The sequence below is a fragment of the Pseudomonas sp. S36 genome (assembly GCF_016647875.1).
GTDB lineage: Bacteria > Pseudomonadota > Gammaproteobacteria > Pseudomonadales > Pseudomonadaceae > Aquipseudomonas > Aquipseudomonas parafulva.
Map to the genome: position 1 here is coordinate 1 of NZ_JACVVG010000073.1, position 15922 is coordinate 15922.

Genomic DNA, 15922 nt, shown 5'->3' on the forward strand with positions numbered 1-15922 from the left:
ACGGAGCGCCGCCCGCGGGGGGCATCGCGAGCTTTGCTCGCTCCTACGCTTGTTTCGGGCCAGTCACGCCTATGACAGGCGCGCGCGACTGCCTTGTGGGTACGGCGCGATGTCGCGTCATGCGCCAAGGGGCCACGCGCAAATCGCACAGGCCTGATTGGCCAGAAATAAGCGTAGGAGCGAGCAAAGCTCGCGATGCAGTGAGTGGGGGACGGAGAAAAGGCCTCGAGTCCGCACCAGATAATACGGTCAAGGCCGAAGGGAATTTTCATCTATTTAGCTGGTACTAGGTTATTGAGATAGAGGATGAGTTCGTCAAAATTCCACCCGTAGGCCATGCAGGCCTTAGGGAATAGGCTATGGCTGGTTAAGCCAGGAAGCGTGTTCAGCTCAATAAGATACGGTAGGTCATCATGTATGATTACGTCTGCCCTGAAATAATCAAGCTCCAGAGTGTGCGCAATAAGTTTACAATTTCTTTGAAGTACACCTTGAGTGGAGGGCTTTAAATCAATGAGTGAGGCAGTGGTGTGGGGAGAGGAGAATTTAGCGTCATAGGAAAAGAAAGGTGTTTGAAAATCGAGTTGAAAAGAAGGTAACAGTTCCCCTGCGAGGAAACACACGGACAGCTCACGTCCAGGTATGTATTCTTCAGCTAGGATGCCCGCGTTGAAGCTAAGTGCATGTTGCCTCGCTTTATAGAACGCGTCCGGACTATTTTCGATCAGTGAAACGCCGAAGCTGCAACCTTCTCTTACAGGTTTTACGATCAGTTTTGTGCCGAGCGCTCCTGCAATCTCTTCATAAGACAAAGAGGTATCAGTTATTTCGACATAACGTGGGACGTTAATGTGGAGACCTCTTGCAACTAGCTTGGTCAGGATCTTGTCCATGCAGATAGAGCTGGAAGTTGGCGAAGGGCCATTGTAGGTAATGCCTAGGAAGTCTAAATATGATTGCGCTTGTCCATTTTCTCCAAAACCTCCATGCAAGGCAAGAAAAACTCTTGTGAAAGAGGTTAGATCTAGCTGGTAAAGATCATTGATGCTGGTGATGTTAAACAATTGGTGGTGGATGTGTTGTCTTGATAACGATTGAGATACTGTCTCTGCGGTCTGCTCTGCGACCTCGCGCTCAGAGGAATTGCCACCAGTGATGATTGCGATATTTTCGCTCATTTATAGATGTTCCTTGGTTAGTTTGACTAAAAGTTTTAACGTGGAAGCGATCGCTTCAACACCTGCACGTAGTTCAATGACGTCAATGTCTGCGTTGTACGAAATTCTAATGGCGCACTCAGCGCGATCTACACTGTAGCCAATCCCCGTAATGACGTGCGACGGAGACAAATTTTGAGAATTACAGGCTGAGCCAGAGGATATACAGACGTCAGCTAGGCAGCTGATCAGTGTCTCAGAGCGTACTCCAGGGATTGATAAGTTCAGGATATAGGGCGCAGAATGAGTAGTTGGCGAATTAAGCTCATATTGGATACCTTGCTCACGAAAAATATCTAGGATGAGGCGTCTTTTTGCAACTGCAGATTTCCATGCAGAACGTAGATTCTGCTTGGCCATGAATTTTGCTGCTGCCCCAAACCCCACAATCAGCGGTGTAGGAAGCGTGCCGCTGCGCAGTGCAGATTGCCCGCCCCCGAAAGTGATCGGTCGGAATCTACGCCATGATTGTAACGAGATATACAGTGCTCCTATTCCCTTAGGCCCACCCACTTTGTGCGCGGAAAAGGATGCGCAGTCGATCCCCGAGCGCCTCACATCTATTGGTAGTTTACCCAGTGCTTGGGAGGCATCAATATGTAATAGGGCATTGCATGTTTTCATGGCTTTACGCACGCCAGCTAGGCTTTGGTATGTGCCAATTTCTGAGTTGACGTAGGACAGTGAAATCAGCCTGGTTGATGAGTCAATAAGCCGTGCTAGGTGATCGATATCGATCCTGCCTGTGGCGTCTACATTCATTCTCCTTACTTCAACGCCTCGTGCTTTAATTTCTTCAGCTGAGGCCAGTACAGACTTATGATCTATAGGGCTGATTATTATATTGCTGCCTGGTTCGGCGCAGCCTAAAACTACCAGGTTGTTACTCTCAGTGGCGCCTGCAGTATAAATGATCTCGGAGGGGGAGCAGTTTATGAGCTTTGATATATGGCGGGTTGCTTCTTGAATGGCTATTCTCGCACGCCTGCCCATTACATGGCTTGAAGAAGCGTTACCGTAGTGGTCAGCGAAGTATGAGATCATTGCGTTGATCACTTCATTCGTGCACGGAGTTGTCGCGGCAGTGTCGAGATAAATGAGTTTTTTATTCTTCATTGTTGGGATCCATTGTTGAGTACGTTGCCACATGAACGCCGCGACCATAGATTTCCTCTTCTGTGGATTCGCCAGCACCTCCCAGGTCAGCAACCAATATTTTCATCGGTTCAAATTTATAGAGGGCTAACGCGATTTCTACACCTCTGCGAATAGCGTTGTGACATTCGGTGGGTGCTAATAGCACGAGCTGGCGAGCGCCATTTTTGTAAATTTCAGAAATCATTTCTGTGATCTCGCCCGCACAAGCTGTCATGCCACATGACACCAGCGGTAATACGTCACCCATTGAGTCTGTAAAAGAAATTTCAGACATGTAAGGCTTGTCTGGAAGATACCGGCTCTGAAGCTTTCCTTGTTTCACTAAACGCGAGGCCTCGTTCTGAAAACGATTTTTCAACCAGGTCTCGGGAAAACACAGAGAATGTTTTCTGCTTGCAGATATATTTCTAAGGTCGGTGAATGAGCTGCGCTTGAGAGTATCTTCATACCGTTCAGGTAGCGCGTCAAAGGTTGAGTAAAAATAACCTCGTAAGTCTTCAGAAGCTTCTCTTGTCGGAGTGTATTGCCAGTCGTTTATCAGTAAGATTAGAGAGGCAGGGAGATTGTTAATTTCAGTGTAGATGTCTGAAATCCTAACGCCTAAATCCCATGAGTAAGAGGGAAAAATACCCACTCGATCTTTGACAATTGATCTCAGAGGCTCGTGCGAGATATCTTCGAATATGCCAGGTAATAGTGTGTTATGACATGAGTCAAAAAAAAGCATAAAATGCCCACACATGATATGCAAGTCCCCAAATCTAGAAGTGTCAGCGAACTTGAAAACTTCTGTGAGGAGCTGGTCTTCAGAGAAAACATAGCGGTCATCTGTGTGAATAGTGCTCATCACTGGTCTACCTTTCTGAGAGATGATGAAGTGTCGAAAAACGCGCGGCGTAAATCTGAAATCAAATCATTGGGATGCTCGAGGCCGATGTAGAGGCGAATGCATGTACCGGTTATGTTCATACGCTGTGCAGAGGAGTTGTTATCCATTACGATTGGCGTTGCAAGGCTAACTGTTCCGCCCCAGCCGTAACCAATTCGTATTACTCGTAGCAGACCGAGTTGTCGCACTAATGTTTTTTTTTCATGAGTCAGCTGTACCGTGATGAGGCTGTTGTACCCGTCGATGGAGTACTTTGCCAGTTCAGATACTGAATGCTGTACCAAAGGGTGTAGCACCTTCACTACTGAATGCTGCATTTCAAGATACTTTATTACGGCTAAGGTTGAGAGCTGTTGAACGTGCAGTCGCGCTGCCAGCGTACTTATCGAGCGTAGGGCTGCAGCACAAACGTGTGAACTAACATGGTTACCTATCAATGCAGAGGTTTGCTTAAAAATTTTGAAGATTTCAGGTCTGCGGGTGATGAGAGCCCCCAAAGATACCCCTTCGACTGCGGCGAGCGATTTGCTCAGAGATAAAATGCAGATGTCGACGTTCATTTCTAAAGGAAATGAGAAGGTGGATGCGGACCAGGTGTTATCTACCACCATTAATGTGGGGTGATGGTTGCAGGCCTCAATAATCGCAGCTGAATCGATTAGCTCGTAAGTATAAGCCCCTGGCGTTTCCCAAAGGACGACGCGAGTATGGCTTCTCAGTTTCGTGCGCAGTACATGTGCTTCTTGGGGGGCAAAGTATTCGACCACTATACCTTTTTGGTTGAAATACTCAAGAAGCCAGCGTGTTGTATAAATGACGGTATCGCCCACAAGGACGTGATCACCAGGTTTGAGGAGTGCAAGCAATAAAAGATGTAAAGCGCTTTGCCCTGATGGCGTCAATACAGCATGTTCACCTTTTTCCATTTGCGCGATTTGATGAGCAGCTTGCTTGGTGGTAGGCGTGTCGACCCCTCCATAGTAAAGCCCCTCAAACGGAGAGTCGTAATTGGCTACTAAGCTTTCTGCATCAATTGGAAGAAGTCGATCAGGGGTGTTTGTAATGTATGTTGTGCTTTCCATTGAGGGTGTTTGCAGGGAGTACATATCTCCAACTGGAAATATTCCTCCTTGAGCAAATAAGGTCGAGCGATCAATGTTCATTCAAGACCTCGAATTCATCTAATTGCTCGATAATCGCGACGACTTCGTCAAGCTGCGGAGGTGCAACGCCGTCAATAGGGTAAAATAGGGATGCTTCGCCGAACCTATGAAAGAGATCAAGGAGCTCACCTGCTGGTGTACCCCACTGTAAATAGTCAAGTTTTTGACTTTCCGGGCAACTCTTGAGCGGATGTTGCACTGCCCAATTAGCGCTCAACGTAACAGGCTGTCCGGTCCTTTTCTTTAGCGCTATGAGTAACTTCAGCAAGTGTTCGCGACTGACTTGAGTTTCTCCAAGGCCGAAAAGTAGCGCGCAACCGCAAGATATATGTTGATCAATCAACACGTCTAACGCTTCTAGGAATCGCTGCTGCCAAGAAGAATGAGCGCGGCCGATATCTTTGCTTATGCCGCCAATTTCTTGAGGCTCTAATGTTTCTAAGCCAAGGAACACATAGCTCAAGCCGTTAGATGCAAGTCGCTCAATCAAGTGTCGACGCTGTATAATCAGATCAATTGTAAATTGCCCTCCGAATACAAGATCCAGAGGGTTTAACTCCAGGCGTTCACACAAGGCGTTTATCTGGGCAGGGCTGCCGTTCAAAAAAATCGAGTCTTCTACGAATGCACTTGCTTTACGTCGGTGCGGGTCACTTTGGCTAATTAAAACAGTTTCCTGAAATTGTTCATAGACTCGTGAGTTTGCACCATGGGCGTCAGTGATACTGCCCGCGACACTACGGCGCTCACTACAAAAAGCACAGTCGTAGAAGCAGCCCCGCCCGGTGTAACTGAAAACATGAGAAGTTAGCCGGCCTTTAAATACGTTGAAAGAGCTTTGAACTCCAAAAGCCTTGATCGCTGATGGCAGTTGGTTTTGATCGAGCCGTACACCGCAGCTAGCGAGTGTGGTGTCAATGCCGGGGAAATCTGCTATCCATAAGCCAGGGATGTCGGTTTCCAGAAGTTCGGCAATATTTTTTACGTTGACTTCCTTGGATCGCGCCAACGCTTCACCGATTGCGGTAATAACTAATTCACCTTCCCCTGAAATAATGATGTCGAAAAGAGGAGGAATTTTGTGCTCTCGGATGAGTCTTCCTGGAGAAGCTTTATGGTGCCTCACTGTCATCGAGTTTCTTGTCTTTTCATTGTCTAAATAAAGCGTCTCATTGACGTGGCGCCCGCCCAGAACAATCAAAGCGCTTGTCCCCAACAGCTCCCGAACCCGCTGGGCACAATGCACAGCACCTGGCATGCATAACGTCATGGCCCCGATTAAAACTAAGTTAGGTTTTTGTGCGAGCAGTAACGCCTCGAATGCCGGCACGTCATCTAAGGAATACATGAGCATAAAACAATCTCTTGCTTCTTTGCGTCCCATGGCCCAACTGCTGTATGCCCAAGCGCTTGCTCCGATTTGCGCCATATACGCTGCGTGCCTGCAGGCATTAAATAGGCTGACAGGCTCGCAGCTGTTCAAGGCTCGGGTGGATTTTGCGCCCTTCGGAGACTCGGGAGCTGAAACAGCGACGGCCCGGATCTGGCGGCTGTACGCCCGGCCAGAGCATCGAGAGACAGGATTGTTGGTGGAGGAGGTGGGTGAGGTAGACAAGGGCATAGATCATCCATTTCGTTCAGAAAAGGCGTCCGTGCCATTGCGCTTTATTGGATATTGGATACAGTAGCCGAGCCAAACCGTATCTGGAGATCTAAAATGAAACAAAATGTTATTGCGCTAATTTTTGGTGGACGAAGCACTGAGCACACCGTATCTCTCATGTCGGCCCGCAACCTTCACCAGGCCCTGATTTCTCTGGGTCACTCAGTTCATTGCGTTGGAATCGACAGGACCGGCGTATGGCGTTACCAAGGCCGACCACGTGAGTTCCCGGCGGAGGTGGACACAACTGCACCTGTACTGACGCTGCAGCCTGGTAGGTCAGCGTTGATCCATTCAGGCCCGGGATCTGCTTCAGAAGAAATCGCGGTCGACCTGATTTTTCCGGCACTTCATGGACTGTATGGGGAAGACGGTGCGATCCAGGGGCTGAGTGCTATGTGTGGTATTCCGTGCGTCGGCTCGGGAATACTCGGCTCTGCGGTTTCCATGGACAAAGACGTCACCAAGCGACTCGTAAGCGCAGCGGGGATCAAGGTGGCTCCCTGGATTGTGGGTTATGAGATGCACCCCTGGGCTTGGTTGTTAGATTCCCTGGGCGGAGAGGTGCTCTTCGTGAAGCCTGCCACTTCTGGATCTTCCATTGGTGTGGCGCGAGTGACCTGCGAGTCCGAATACCGTGAGGCTTACGCGGCGGCTCGACACCTGGATCCAAAGGTGATCGTGGAAAAAGAGATCAAAGGCAGGGAAATTGAGTGTGGAATCCTAGAGCGGCGTGGGCGAGCCATTGCATCACTGCCCGGTGAAATTGTGCCCGTCACTGGCCATGATTTTTATAACTACGATGCCAAGTACACTGCTCATCAGCCCTCGACGCTGCTTGTGCCTAGCCCTGTCTCTTTGACGCTGTCCATGAGCATCCAACAGCTGTCTTTGGAGGTATTCCGATGCTTGGGCCTGACAGGCTTGGCCAGGATCGATTTTTTCCTTCAGAACAATGATGAACTCATTCTGAATGAAGTGAACACATTGCCCGGGTTCACCCAAGCAAGCATGTACCCTAAAATGTTCCAAGCCACAGGGTATTCGCTTGAAAGCATCGTAGACGAGTTGGTCAGCGCTGTGATCAAGGTATCGTCGGAACCTTGACTGCTACGAGTTAATGCCCTGTTGGCGTCTCAGGAAGTTAACGATCTCATCTCTTCCTGCTTCTAGGTGGTGCCGTAACACGTGTTTGGCTAATTCACGGTTCCCCCTACGGCAAGCCTCGAGAATGGTCAAATGGTCCTCTTCGGATTTCTGATGATAGTCCAAGTTGCTGAGCAAAAAACGGAGGTGTCTGTCGACGGCTTGATGAAGCGACTTTATGAGTGCCAGCAGCCGAGGGCGTTTTGACCGCGCGTACAGAAAATTGTGAAATTGCTCATTTAGCTCGCCTAGCGTGTGGGGATCTCGCTGGGTAGCCATTGCTTGGATGCATTTTTCCATCTCCAAGATATCTTCATTGGAAATGTCGCCAAACCCAAAGTCCAATGCAGTCGTTTCTGCCATGATGCGCATGTCGTAAATCTCGACCACATCGTCAATCGTCATAACGGAGACAAACGCACCTTTGTTGCGCTCGGTGGTAACCAATCCTTCCGCTTCGAGTTGTCTTATAGCATCACGGATCGGCATGCGGCTTACACCGAATTTGGCCGCTAATTCATCTTGGCGCAATTGTGCACCCTCTGGAATCTTGCCTGAAAGGATGCCATTGCGAAGTGAGTCAGCAACAAACGCCATCGCGGTTTTTTGCTGATAACCTGTTGGCACTGTGAAGCTGTCAGGAAGCGGGGACACGCTAATCTCCGAGATCGTTATAAAAGCATGCCGAAGGTAGCACAACGCTGACACCTCAGCCATCTTCACGGGCGTTTCTATATAACGGATTGGATGGCTTCAACGTCAGCGATGTTCCAATGTCTTTAGCATCCTGCGTTGGGCGAGCTTGCATGTTAAGCATTAAGTCGAGGCATCTACAGTCCGCGGCGCGTCTTTACCTCTGGGTGAGGATTGAGTCATTCAAAACGTCGTACGATAAGCTTTGAGAATGTCAACGCTGCGTGGCAACGGCTCTCGGCTGCGGGCCCCGTCAGGGCATGCTCATCGCAATGCCCATTCATCTCGACGGGGAAATGCAGAACCCTGATGGCTCCCGCTACTGGCGTCCCACGCTGTTGGCCGGAGTGATGCAGTGACCTTGTCCGACCGTCACCATGGGTTTCATCCATGCAAACCTCGCTTTTATACGGTGGCGGTCATCGATAGGTCATGCATTTCAGTCCCTGTGCTGGGACAAACCGATTTATCTCTCAGCCCCCCAAAGTTGGAAAGCTTCTTGCAATGCCAGCGCCAGGCGCCCATCTGGCGTCAAAGTTTTGCATCAAGAGGACTCGCGGTGGATCGCACTCAGTTAATCAGCAACGCCCGCCACAACCTGGCCGGGCTTGGCCGGGGCAACCTGGGCGTGCCGATTTTGTTGCTGGTGATGCTGGCAATGATGATGCTGCCGATCCCGCCGTTCCTGCTGGACGTGTTCTTCACCTTCAACATCGCCCTGTCGATCGTGGTGCTGCTGGTGTGCGTTTACGCCCTGCGCCCGCTCGACTTCGCTGCGTTCCCCACCATCCTGCTGGTGGCCACACTGCTGCGCCTGGCCCTGAACGTGGCCTCCACCCGGGTGGTGATGCTGCATGGCCAGGAGGGCCATGGCGCTGCGGGCAAGGTGATCCAGGCCTTTGGCGAGGTGGTGATCGGCGGCAACTACGTGGTCGGTGCCGTGGTGTTCGCCATCCTCATGATCATCAACTTCGTGGTGGTGACCAAGGGCGCGGGGCGTATCTCCGAGGTCAGTGCGCGGTTCACCCTGGACGCCATGCCCGGCAAGCAGATGGCAATCGACGCCGACCTCAACGCTGGCCTGATCGATCAGGCCCAGGCCAAGGCGCGCCGTAGCGAGGTGGCCCAGGAGGCCGAGTTCTACGGCTCGATGGACGGTGCCAGCAAGTTCGTGCGCGGTGACGCCATTGCCGGTCTGCTGATTCTGTTCATCAACCTGATCGGCGGCATGCTGATCGGCATGCTGCAGCATGGCATGAGCTTCGGTGACGCCGGTAAGGTGTACGCCCTGTTGACCATCGGTGACGGTTTGGTGGCGCAGTTGCCATCGCTGTTGCTGTCCACTGCCGCCGCCATCATGGTTACCCGCGCTTCGGGCTCCGAGGACATGGGCAGGCTGATCAACCGGCAGATGTTCGACTCGCCCAAGGCACTGGCGGTGTCGGGGGGGCTGATGATCGTCATGGGCCTGGTACCCGGCATGCCCCATGTCGCCTTCCTCAGCCTTGGCCTGATGGCCGGCGGTGGCGCCTACTTGGTCTGGAAAAAGCAGCAGAAAACCAAACAGCTGGCGGTGCAGGAAGCGCAACGCCAACAAGACCTGCTGCCCTCGCCACAGCGCGCAGCCGAAACCAAGGAACTGGGCTGGGACGACGTCACCCCGATCGACATGATCGGCCTGGAGGTGGGCTACCGCCTGATCCCCCTGGTGGACCGCAACCAGGGCGGGCAGTTGCTGGCGCGTATCAAGGGCGTGCGCAAGAAGTTGTCCCAGGACCTGGGCTTCCTCATGCCCACCGTGCATATTCGCGACAACCTCGACCTGCAGCCCAGTGCCTATCGCCTGACCCTCATGGGCGTGATCCTGGCCGAAGCCGAGATCTACCCGGACCGCGAGCTGGCCATCAACCCCGGCCAGGTGTTTGGCACCCTCAACGGCATCGCCGCCCGTGACCCGGCCTTCGGCCTGGAAGCGGTGTGGATCGATGTGGGCCAGCGCTCCCAGGCGCAGTCACTGGGCTACACCGTGGTAGATGCCAGCACCGTGGTGGCCACCCACCTTAACCAGATCCTGCAGAAACACTGCCACGAACTGATCGGCCACGAAGAAGTTCAGCAGCTGCTGCAGGTACTGGCCAAGGCTTCACCTAAACTGGCTGAAGAACTGGTGCCGGGTGTCATTTCCTTGTCGGGGCTGTTGAAGGTATTGCAGGCGTTGTTGTCAGAGCAGGTGCCGGTGCGGGACATTCGCAGCATTGCCGAGTCCATCGCCAACAATGCGGCCAAGAGTCAAGATACCGCCGCGCTGGTGGCGGCAGTGCGCGTCGGATTGTGTCGCGCCATCGTGCAAAGCATTGTAGGCGTTGAGTCCGAGCTGCCTGTGATCACCCTTGAGCCCAGGTTGGAACAGATTTTGCTCAATAGTCTGCAACGGGCCGGGCAAGGTCAGGAAGACGGTGTTCTTCTGGAGCCGAGCATGGCCGAAAAGCTGCAGCGTTCGCTGATCGAAGCCGCCCAGCGTCAGGAGATGCAGGGCCAACCGGCCATCCTCCTGGTCGCCGGCCCGATCCGCGCCATGCTCTCGCGTTTTGGCCGGCTGGCTGTACCGAACCTGCACGTGCTGGCGTATCAGGAAATTCCTGACAACAAGCAAGTCACCATCGTTGCCACCGTGGGCCCTAACGGCTGAGGTAGTGGATAATGCAAGTTAAGCGATTTTTCGCTGCTGATATGCGTCAGGCCATGAAGCTGGTTCGCGATGAGCTGGGCGCTGATGCGGCCATCATCGGTAACCGCCGCATTGCCGGCGGTGTCGAGCTGACGGCGGCGCTCGACTACAAATTGTCCGCCCTGGCACCGCGGGTGCCCAATGCCGAGCTTGAAGAAGAACTGCGCAAGACCCACTCGCGCATTGCCACGGTTCAGGCCGAGCTCGACCAGCGTCAGGACAACAGCGAGAGCAACCGCCAATTGTTTGCCGGGCAATCGTTGACCGCTGCCGAACCGCTGGTTGAACCCCATGTGGATGCCCCTCAGCCGGCCGCTGCCCCCGCCCAGGCTTCGGTAGACCCGCGCCTGTTCGATGCTATGCGCTCCGAGCTTTCGGGCCTGCGCCAGTTGCTCGAAGTGCAACTGGGCTCACTGGCGTGGACCCAGCTGCAAGGCAGCAAGCCGCAACAGGCTACGCTGTGGCGCCGGCTGCAGCGCCTGGGCCTGTCCGGGCCGATCGCCCGGGAGCTGCTGGCGCTGACCGGCGAGATTGAGGAGCCGCGCCATGCCTGGCGCATGCTGCTGGCGCACCTGGCACGCATGATCGATATCCCGGAGGTGGAGCCGATCGAGGCGGGCGGTGTGATTGCCGTGGTCGGCCCGGCCGGCATGGGCAAGACCACCACCCTGGCCAAGCTGGCCGCACGCTATGTGCTCAAGTACGGCGCGAACAACCTGGCGCTGGTGAGCATGGACAGTTTTCGCATTGGCGCCCAGGAGCAGCTCAAAACCCTGGGCCGCATCCTCAACGTGCCGGTCACCTACGTCGACCCCGGTCAGTCCCTGGCGGCGGCGCTGGAGCCGCTGCTGCGCAAGCGCGTGGTGCTCATCGACACCGCTGGCCTGCAGGCCAGCGACCCGGCCCTGCGCATGCAGCTCGAAACCCTGGCAGGGCGGGGCATCGCCGCGAAGAATTACCTGGTGCTGGCCACCACCAGCCAGAAGCAGGTGCTCACCGCCGCCTACCACAGCTACAGCCGCTGTGGCCTGGCCGGTTGCATCCTGACCAAACTTGATGAATCGGCAAGCCTTGGCGATGTGCTGAGCCTTGCCATCAGTTACCGGCTGCCGGTGGCCTATCTGACCGATGGGCCGCGCATTCCGGACGATCTTCACCTGCCACGCGGGCACCAGTTGGTCACCCGGGCGGTCAGTGTGCAACAGCAGGATGAGCCCAGCGAAGAGGCCATGGCCGACATGTTCGCTGATCTCTACCACAACCCTCGGCGAGTGGGTTGAACATGAAGTGTGTGCAAGGTAGCTATGCCAAGGGGCACGCAGAATTGCCCTTCGTGTGGCCTGAGTCCCAGCGAGACAAGGTAAAGAACAGACATGGGTAGCATGCATCCCGTACAGGTGATCGCCGTGACCGGCGGCAAAGGTGGCGTCGGCAAGACCAACGTTTCAGTGAACCTGTCCCTGGCACTGGCCGAACTGGGCCGCAGGGTCATGCTGCTGGACGCCGACCTGGGCCTGGCCAATGTCGACGTCCTGCTGGGCCTCACCCCCAAACGCACCCTCGCAGACGTGATCGAGGGGCGCTGCGAGCTGCGCGATGTGATGCTGCAGGGCCCAGGCGGCGTGCGTATCGTACCGGCCGCCTCGGGCACCCAGAGCATGGTGCACCTGGCGCCCGCCCAGCACGCGGGGCTTATCCAGGCCTTCAGCGAGATCGGTGACAACCTTGACGTGCTGGTGATCGACACAGCTGCCGGTATTGGTGACTCGGTGGTCAGCTTTGTCCGCGCCGCCCAGGAGGTCCTGCTGGTGGTGTGCGACGAGCCCACGTCCATCACCGACGCCTATGCGCTGATCAAGCTGCTGAACCGCGACTACGGCATGAACCGCTTCCGCGTGCTGGCCAACATGGCGCAGAGCCCGCAGGAAGGGCGCAACCTGTTCGCCAAGCTGACCAAGGTTACCGACCGTTTTCTGGACGTGGCCCTGCAATACGTGGGCGCCGTGCCCTACGACGAATGCGTGCGCAAGGCCGTGCAGAAACAGCGAGCGGTCTACGAAGCCTTCCCGCGCTCCAAATGCGCCCTGGCCTTCAAGGCCATCGCCCAGAAGGTGGACACCTGGCCGTTGCCAGCCAACCCACGCGGCCACCTGGAGTTCTTCGTCGAGCGCCTGGTGCAACCCACCAGTGCGGGTCCGGTGCTATGAGTGCCAGCGGCTTCAAGATGTACAGCCGCGCGTCGAAGGACGCGCAGTACCAGCTGATCGAGCGCTACGCCCCGCTGGTCAAGCGCATTGCCTACCACCTGCTGGCACGGCTGCCAGCCAACATCCAGGTCGAGGACCTGATCCAGGCCGGCATGATCGGGCTGCTGGAAGTGGCCAACAAATACGACGCCAGCAAGGGCGCCAGCTTCGAAACCTACGCCGGCATCCGCATCCGCGGGGCCATGCTCGACGAGGTGCGCAAGGGTGACTGGGCGCCGCGTTCGGTGCACCGCAACACCCGCATGGTCAGTGATGCCATGCGCGCCGTTGAAGCAAGAACCGGCCGTGACGCTAAAGATCATGAAGTTGCTGCCGAACTCAAGTTGAGTCTCGATGATTACTACGGGATCTTGAACGATACCCTGGGCAGTCGCCTGTTCAGTTTTGACGACCTGTTGCAGGACGGCGAGCACGAAGGGCTGCATGAGGATGGTGCCAGTGGCCAGGCTGAGCCTGCCCGTGGCCTGGAGGACGAGCGTTTCCAGGCTGCGTTGGCCGATGCCATCGCTAACCTGCCCGAGCGTGAGCGCCTGGTACTGGCGCTTTACTATGACGAGGAGCTGAACCTCAAGGAGATCGGCGAGGTCCTTGGTGTCAGCGAATCGCGGGTCAGCCAGTTGCACAGCCAATGCGCCGCGCGCTTGCGCAGCCGTCTGGGGGAATGGCGGGCACGTTGAGCCCGCTGTCGTTGTAGTCGTTTTCCACGTTGTACCGAATTGATTGAGTGCGCGCTCGGGGCCGAGCGCGTTTGAGACTGCTTGGAGGTCTAATTGGACAAGAACATGAAAATCCTCATCGTCGACGACTTTTCGACGATGCGGCGGATCATCAAGAACCTGCTGCGTGACCTGGGGTTCAGCAACACCGAAGAAGCCGATGACGGCACCACGGCGCTGCCGATGCTGGAAAACGGCCACTACGACTTCCTGGTGACCGACTGGAACATGCCGGGCATGTCGGGTATCGACCTGCTGCGCAAGGTGCGCGCCAGCGACAAGCTCAGGGCCTTGCCGGTGCTGATGGTGACGGCTGAAGCCAAGCGTGACCAGATCATCGAAGCGGCCCAGGCCGGCGTTAACGGCTATGTGGTCAAGCCGTTCACCGCGCAGGTTCTCAAAGAAAAGATCGAGAAGATCTTCGAACGCGTCAACGGCTGAGTCACGTCAGGGGGCGCGCCATGAATTCATCACAAACGTCGTTGGGCGAGTTTGAATCCACGCTCAAGAAGCATGCCCAGGAGCTGGTAGAAAGCCTGGAGCGGGGCCGTTTCGGCGAGGCGGTGCAGCTGATTCACGAGCTGAACCAGACCCGCGATCGCGGCTTGTACCAGGAAGTTGGCAAGCTGACCCGTGAGCTGCACAGCGCCATCGTCAGTTTCCAGATCGACCCGACCATCCCGCAGGCTGAAGAGGTGTCGCAGATTACCGACGCCACCGAGCGCCTGTCCTATGTGGTCAAGCTCACCGAAGGCGCGGCCAACCGCACCATGGACCTGGTCGAAGAAAGCACCCCGGTGCTCAACGGCCTGGCCACCGAAGCCAACGCCCTGAGCGCAGACTGGCAGCGCTTCATGCGCCGCGAAGTGGCCGCCACGGAGTTCCGCGACCTAGTCAAACGTGTCGACAGTTTCTTGACGCACAGCGCTGAGGGCAACCGCAAGGTGGCTGGCCATCTGAATGACATTCTGCTGGCCCAGGACTACCAGGACCTGACCGGGCAGGTGATCAAACGGGTCACTGCCCTGGTGACGGAAGTGGAAAGCAACCTGCTGAAACTGGTGATGATGGCCAGCCAGGTGGACCGCTTCGCCGGCATCCAGCATGACCAAGATCAATTGCGTGCAGAAAAAGATCGAGAAAAACATCCGACTCGGGGTGAAGGTCCGCAGATTCATGCCGATAAGCGTGAAGACGTTGTGTCCGGTCAGGACGATGTCGATGATCTGCTGTCCAGCCTGGGTTTTTAAGGAGCACGTTTGATGAGCTTCGGCGCCGATGAAGAAATCCTCCAGGATTTCCTGGTAGAGGCCGGCGAAATACTTGAGCAACTGTCCGAGCAACTGGTCGAGCTGGAAAGCCGACCGGACGATGCCGACTTGCTCAATGCGATCTTTCGCGGTTTCCACACTGTAAAAGGGGGCGCCGGCTTCCTCCAGCTCAATGAGCTGGTGGAGTGCTGCCACATCGCCGAGAACGTGTTCGACGTGTTGCGCAAAGGTGAGCGCCGGGTCGACTCGGAATTGATGGACGTGGTGCTTGAAGCACTGGATACCGTCAACAGCATGTTTGGCCAGGTGCGCGAGCGCAGCGAAGTGACGCCTGCAACGCCCGAGCTGCTGGCCGCCCTGGCGCGGCTGGCCGAGCCGGGTGCCGCAGCGCCGGCCCCGGCGCCTGCAGCGGTAGCGCCCGAGCCGGTGGCCCAGCCTCCTGTGGCTGAGGCCGAAGCCGACGCGGATATCACCGACAGCGAATTCGAGCAGTTGCTCGATTCGCTGGATGCGGTGAAGGCGCAGGCCGCCGCCGAACAGGTGCAAGGCGAAGCCGCGAGCGCGGGCGGTGATGACATCACCGACGCTGAATTCGAATCGTTGCTCGACCAGTTGCACGGCAAGGGCCAGTTCAGCGCCGAAGTGGCCGCTGCACCTGCGCCTGCCAGCCAGCAGGCGGCCAGCGACGAAATCACCGATGCCGAGTTCGAATCCCTGCTCGACCAGTTGCATGGCAAGGGCACCTTCCAGGCCGATGCCTTGCCTGCCGCGAAAGCCCCGGCACCGGTTGCCGAGGCCACGGCTGCGGTGGGTGACGAAATCAGCGAGCACGAATTCGAGGCGCTGCTGGACCAACTGCATGGCAAGGGCAAATTCACCGGGGAGGTGGCCGCTGCCGAAGCGCCGGCCAAGGTGCAGCCGGCACCTGCCGCCCAGGCCGAGCCAGCGCCTGTCGCCAGGCCTGCCGCTGCGGCACCTGCGGCTGCCGCCAAGCCCGCCCCAGCCCCAGCC

Annotated in this window: 14 protein-coding genes; 8 read left to right on the forward strand and 6 right to left on the reverse strand. The window is 55.8% G+C overall.

Annotation, left to right across the window (positions count from 1 at the left end):
- Positions 1 to 272: 272 nt before the first annotated feature.
- From IAE36_RS22740 to IAE36_RS22760, 5 genes are read right to left on the reverse strand one after another with little or no spacing between them, the layout of a single operon-like run.
- Positions 273 to 1178 (reverse strand): D-alanine--D-alanine ligase family protein, encoded by a 906-nt coding sequence (locus IAE36_RS22740; protein WP_201214888.1) that lies wholly within the window; start codon positions 1176 to 1178, stop codon positions 273 to 275.
- Positions 1179 to 2333 carry a cysteine desulfurase family protein gene (locus tag IAE36_RS22745; protein WP_201214889.1) on the reverse strand — a complete coding sequence of 385 codons (1155 nt, stop codon included), beginning with the start codon at positions 2331 to 2333 and terminating at the stop codon, positions 1179 to 1181.
- A complete protein-coding gene (locus tag IAE36_RS22750) occupies positions 2323 to 3222 on the reverse strand; it encodes an LPD16 domain-containing protein (RefSeq protein WP_201214890.1) in 900 nt (299 codons plus the stop codon). Before IAE36_RS22750 ends, IAE36_RS22745 begins: the two co-directional genes overlap by 11 nt.
- Positions 3222 to 4427, reverse strand: coding sequence for a PLP-dependent transferase (locus IAE36_RS22755; protein WP_236409241.1), 1206 nt, complete (start codon positions 4425 to 4427; stop codon positions 3222 to 3224). The genes IAE36_RS22750 and IAE36_RS22755 overlap by 1 nt, the downstream gene beginning before the upstream one ends.
- Positions 4417 to 6048 (reverse strand): B12-binding domain/radical SAM domain-containing protein, encoded by a 1632-nt coding sequence (locus tag IAE36_RS22760; RefSeq protein WP_201214891.1) that lies wholly within the window; start codon positions 6046 to 6048, stop codon positions 4417 to 4419. Before IAE36_RS22760 ends, IAE36_RS22755 begins: the two co-directional genes overlap by 11 nt.
- Before the next feature lie 96 nt (positions 6049 to 6144).
- On the opposite strand from IAE36_RS22760, the gene IAE36_RS22765 reads away from it, so the two are divergent.
- Complete coding sequence (locus IAE36_RS22765; protein ID WP_201214892.1) at positions 6145 to 7197, forward strand: D-alanine--D-alanine ligase family protein; 1053 nt, start codon at positions 6145 to 6147, stop codon at positions 7195 to 7197.
- 3 nt (positions 7198 to 7200) lie between these two features.
- On the opposite strand, the gene IAE36_RS22770 is transcribed toward IAE36_RS22765, so the two are convergent.
- Complete coding sequence (locus tag IAE36_RS22770; RefSeq protein ID WP_328804898.1) at positions 7201 to 7890, reverse strand: GntR family transcriptional regulator; 690 nt, start codon at positions 7888 to 7890, stop codon at positions 7201 to 7203.
- 598 nt (positions 7891 to 8488) lie between these two features.
- On the opposite strand from IAE36_RS22770, the gene flhA reads away from it, so the two are divergent.
- The 7 genes from flhA to IAE36_RS22805 form a co-directional block, all read left to right on the forward strand.
- Positions 8489 to 10618: a flagellar biosynthesis protein FlhA gene (gene flhA, locus IAE36_RS22775; RefSeq protein WP_201214893.1), complete on the forward strand. Its 2130-nt coding sequence runs from the start codon at positions 8489 to 8491 to the stop codon at positions 10616 to 10618.
- Between the two features lie 11 nt (positions 10619 to 10629).
- Positions 10630 to 11937, forward strand: a complete 1308-nt coding sequence (gene flhF, locus IAE36_RS22780) for a flagellar biosynthesis protein FlhF (RefSeq protein WP_201164905.1) — start codon at positions 10630 to 10632, stop codon at positions 11935 to 11937.
- A 93-nt stretch (positions 11938 to 12030) separates the two neighbouring features.
- A complete protein-coding gene (gene fleN, locus IAE36_RS22785) occupies positions 12031 to 12864 on the forward strand; it encodes a flagellar synthesis regulator FleN (protein ID WP_028633451.1) in 834 nt (277 codons plus the stop codon).
- Positions 12861 to 13601, forward strand: coding sequence for an RNA polymerase sigma factor FliA (fliA, locus tag IAE36_RS22790; RefSeq protein ID WP_028633450.1), 741 nt, complete (start codon positions 12861 to 12863; stop codon positions 13599 to 13601). Before fleN ends, fliA begins: the two co-directional genes overlap by 4 nt.
- Positions 13602 to 13706: 105 nt before the next feature.
- The gene (locus IAE36_RS22795) at positions 13707 to 14081 is read left to right on the forward strand and encodes a chemotaxis response regulator CheY (RefSeq protein ID WP_161629585.1); all 375 of its coding nucleotides are present in this window, start codon (positions 13707 to 13709) and stop codon (positions 14079 to 14081) included.
- Between the two features lie 20 nt (positions 14082 to 14101).
- Positions 14102 to 14890, forward strand: coding sequence for a protein phosphatase CheZ (locus IAE36_RS22800; RefSeq protein ID WP_028633448.1), 789 nt, complete (start codon positions 14102 to 14104; stop codon positions 14888 to 14890).
- 12 nt (positions 14891 to 14902) lie between these two features.
- Positions 14903 to 15922 (forward strand): Hpt domain-containing protein (locus IAE36_RS22805; RefSeq protein WP_201214894.1); only part of this gene is annotated, 1020 nt, incomplete at its 3' end.

Bases quoted from the DNA above. Each gene is read 5' to 3' on its own strand.
- IAE36_RS22755 (WP_236409241.1), bottom strand. From the start codon at position 4,427: ATGAACATTGATCGCTCGACCTTATTTGCTCAAGGAGGAATATTTCCA.
- IAE36_RS22765 (WP_201214892.1), top strand. From the start codon at position 6,145: ATGAAACAAAATGTTATTGCGCTAATTTTTGGTGGACGAAGCACTGAG.
- fleN (WP_028633451.1), top strand. From the start codon at position 12,031: ATGGGTAGCATGCATCCCGTACAGGTGATCGCCGTGACCGGCGGCAAA.
- IAE36_RS22760 (WP_201214891.1), bottom strand. From the start codon at position 6,048: ATGCCCTTGTCTACCTCACCCACCTCCTCCACCAACAATCCTGTCTCT.
- fliA (WP_028633450.1), top strand. From the start codon at position 12,861: ATGAGTGCCAGCGGCTTCAAGATGTACAGCCGCGCGTCGAAGGACGCG.
- IAE36_RS22740 (WP_201214888.1), bottom strand. From the start codon at position 1,178: ATGAGCGAAAATATCGCAATCATCACTGGTGGCAATTCCTCTGAGCGC.
- IAE36_RS22795 (WP_161629585.1), top strand. From the start codon at position 13,707: ATGAAAATCCTCATCGTCGACGACTTTTCGACGATGCGGCGGATCATC.
- IAE36_RS22800 (WP_028633448.1), top strand. From the start codon at position 14,102: ATGAATTCATCACAAACGTCGTTGGGCGAGTTTGAATCCACGCTCAAG.
- flhF (WP_201164905.1), top strand. From the start codon at position 10,630: ATGCAAGTTAAGCGATTTTTCGCTGCTGATATGCGTCAGGCCATGAAG.
- IAE36_RS22745 (WP_201214889.1), bottom strand. From the start codon at position 2,333: ATGAAGAATAAAAAACTCATTTATCTCGACACTGCCGCGACAACTCCG.
- IAE36_RS22750 (WP_201214890.1), bottom strand. From the start codon at position 3,222: ATGAGCACTATTCACACAGATGACCGCTATGTTTTCTCTGAAGACCAG.